Annotated in this window: 3 protein-coding genes; all 3 read left to right on the top strand. The window is 74.9% G+C overall.

Going from position 1 to position 3,247, the window contains the following annotated elements:
• A partial coding sequence (locus tag E1193_RS30665; protein WP_132186616.1) for an RluA family pseudouridine synthase occupies positions 1-727 on the top strand: 727 nt, incomplete at its 5' end.
• A gap of 266 nt (positions 728-993) precedes the next feature.
• Positions 994-2,454, top strand: coding sequence for an AAA family ATPase (locus E1193_RS30670; protein WP_132186617.1), 1,461 nt, complete (start codon positions 994-996; stop codon positions 2,452-2,454).
• Between the two features lie 56 nt (positions 2,455-2,510).
• The coding region (locus E1193_RS30675; protein ID WP_132186618.1) for a DUF2567 domain-containing protein at positions 2,511-3,247 on the top strand (737 nt) is incomplete at its 3' end.

A 3,247-nucleotide genomic window follows, 5' to 3' on the forward strand; every position in this document is an offset into this window, starting at 1 on the left:
CGCCCCGCCCGCCCCGCCGACCGTGGTGCCGCAGGCGGTGGCCGGCCTGAGGGTCGTCCACGCCGACGACGACATCGTGGTGGTCGACAAGCCGGTCGGGGTCGCCGCCCACCCCAGCCCGGGTTGGAGCGGGCCGACGGTGATCGGCGGCCTGGCCGGCATCGGGCACCGCATCTCCACCAGCGGCGCCGCCGAGCGCCAGGGCGTGGTGCACCGCCTCGACGTGGGCACCACCGGGATCATGGTGGTGGCCAAGAGCGAGCAGGCGTACACGGCGTTGAAGCGGGCTTTCAAGTACCGCGAGGTGGAGAAGCGCTATCACGCCGTCGTGCAGGGTCACCCCGATCCGCTGCGCGGCACCATCGACGCCCCGATCGACCGGCACCCACACCACGACTACCGCTGGGCCGTGGTCTCTGGCGGCAAGCCCAGCGTCACCCACTACGACACCCTGGAGGCGTTCCCTGCCGCCAGCCTGCTCGACGTCAGGCTGGAGACCGGCCGGACGCACCAGATCCGGGTGCACTTCTCGACCCTGCGGCACCCGTGCGTGGGCGACCTGACCTACGGCGCGGACCCGACCCTGTCGGGCCGGCTGGGGCTGGGCCGGCAGTGGCTGCACGCCCGGTCGCTGAGCTTCCGGCATCCGCGCACCGGCGACGAGGTGACCTTTGTCAGCGAGTACCCGGACGACCTGGCGCGCGCGCTGGCGATCCTGCGCGACTGACGTGTCCACGGCGCTCGTCCCGACCGCCCCGGCGGTGGGCGATTCGTCGGAAGCGGCACCGGCCGTGATCAGTTCCTCACCGCCGCCCGACGGTGGGGCCGCAGCCCTGACACCGGGTGCCACCTCCAAAAACACGGCTCGGGCGGCCGTCGTGGCCCGGAATGTGGCAAGGATGCCGTCAGTGGATGTGCACGGACAGGTGTGGTCCGAATAGGGTTTCGTTCGTAGCCTGTCAGGCGGAGATCGATGGTGCGGGAGGGCGAGCCTTGGACGGCACCGAGACCGGCTGGGGTCGGTCGGCCGAAGCGGCACCGCGATGGCGGGCGCTGCTCGACCGTGCCCGCCTCGGCGGCCGGGCCGCCGAGCACGGGGAGCCCGACCGTCGGGCGGAGGAGCCGCCGCGCGAGCCGCTGCCCCGGCGTGGGCAGGGCAACGGCTGGTCCGGGCGGGGCTCGGCCGCCGTGCCGCCGCAACCGACGTACGGCGCTGATCCCGGCTACCAGGCGGAGGGGACGTACCGGCCCGACCCGGGCTACCGCGCCCAGACCGGCCACCAGCCCGAGCCGGGCTACCGCGCCCAGACCGGCCACCAGCCCGAGCCGGGCTACCCGTCCGAGCCGGGCTACCGGCCCGACCCGGGGTACCCGGAGCCGGTGGCCGAGTCGCGGTACGCGCTGCTCGACAACGGCTACCGGCATGAACCGCCGCCGACGGAGTCGCGCTACGCGCCGCTGCTCGACGAGGGCTACCGGCCCGGCTACGCCCCGCCGGACCCGGCGTACCCGCAGCCGCCGACGTTCCAGCCCGAGCCGACCTACCAGCCGGAGCCGGCGTACCCGCCGGCGGTGGCGGCCGACCGGGGATACCCGGCGCGGATCGAGCCGGCCCGGATCGAGTGGCGTGCGCAGACCCCGCAGGACGAGCAGGAGAGGGCCGCCGCCGTTCTCCGCCGTGACCTGGGCACCCCCCGGGTGCTCGCCTTCGCCAACCCGAAGGGCGGGGTGCACAAGACCACCGCCACGGTGCTCGCCGCCGCCACCGTCGGTAGTGTCCGTGGCCGGGGCGTGCTGGCGTGGGACGACAACGAGCTTCGGGGCACCCTCGGGCTGCGCGCGGGCAGCGCCCGGCACGCCCGGACGATCCGGCACCTGATCAGCGACCTGGCGCATATCGAGATTCGCGAGGGGGCCGAGCTGCTGGCCGCCCTCGACGACTACCTGCGGCACGCCTCCGACGGCTCGTACGACGTGTTGGCCGGCGAGGAGAGCCCGCGGTTCGCTCAGCGTTTGGACCAGTTCACCGTCAAGCGGGTGCTGGAGCTGCTGCGCCGCACCCACGACGTGGTCTGCGTGGACACCGGCAACAACGTGGAGAGCCCGAACTGGCGGACGGTCATGAACGCCGCCGACCAGCTCGTGGTGACCACCGTGCCCCGGGAGGACGCCGCGTTCAGCGCCGACTGGATGCTGGACCTGCTGCACGAGGTGGGCATGGGCGAACTGGCCGACAACGCGGTGACCCTGATCTCCTGCCCCACGCCGGGTCGCACCAGCCTCCAGGCCGACCTGGAGCGGCACTTCGCCACCCGCACCAGGGCGGTGGCCGTGGTGCCGTACGATCCGGCGCTGGAGACCGGCTCCTCGATCGACTACCACCAGCTCCAGCCCGAGACCCGGCAGGCGTGGCTGCGGGCCGCCGCGGTGATGTTGGAGCCGTTCGCCCGCTGAGTGGGTGCCTGGCCACCGACGCCCCGCAGCACAGCCTCACCTGAGAAGATCGTCCGGTGAGCCCGGACACCCCCGAACCGCACCGGCCCGTCGACCGTCCCGACGAGCCGGGTGGTGCCGATCCGGCATCCGCCGGCCCCTCGGCGGCCGTCTCGCCCGATGCCGGGCCGCAGGCCGGCTCCTGGCCGCCGCCCGGGCTGTCCTGGCCCCCGGCGTACGCCGGCGCCCCGCAGCCGCCCGGCCCGGCCCGGCGCGGCGTGGCGGTGGCCGCCGCGACCCTGCTCGGGCTCACCGCGCTGGGGGTGCCGCTCGGCCTGCTGTGGGCCGTCGTGGCGCCGGAAACCCCCGTGATCAAGACCCCCGGCGGCGCGATCTACGCTCAGCCCCAGCCAGAGCAGCCGATCGCTGCCGACGGCTGGTTCAGCCTGCTCGGGTTCGGGTTCGGGGTGCTCGTCGCGATCGGGCTGTGGGTGGTGCTGCGCCGCCGCCGAGGGCCCGCCGTGCTCGGCGTGACCGCCCTCGGCGCGCTCGGGGCCGCGCTGGTCGCCTGGCAGCTGGGCCGCCGCATCGGGCTGGCCGGCTACGAGCGGCTGCTGGCCGGCGCCCCGGACGGCACCGCCTTCAGCAAGCCCGCCGACCTGCGCGCCGGCGGCATCGAGTGGGTATTCGGCGTGCTGCCGGTGCCCTTCGGCAACGTGTTGCTGCCGGCGTTCGCCGCCGCCGTGACGTACACCCTGCTGGCCGGCTGGTCCCGCTGGCCGTCGCTGCGCCCGGAACCCGAGCTGCCCGACCC

The sequence above is a fragment of the Micromonospora sp. KC606 genome (assembly GCF_004348675.1).
Taxonomy (GTDB): Bacteria; Actinomycetota; Actinomycetes; order Mycobacteriales; family Micromonosporaceae; genus Micromonospora.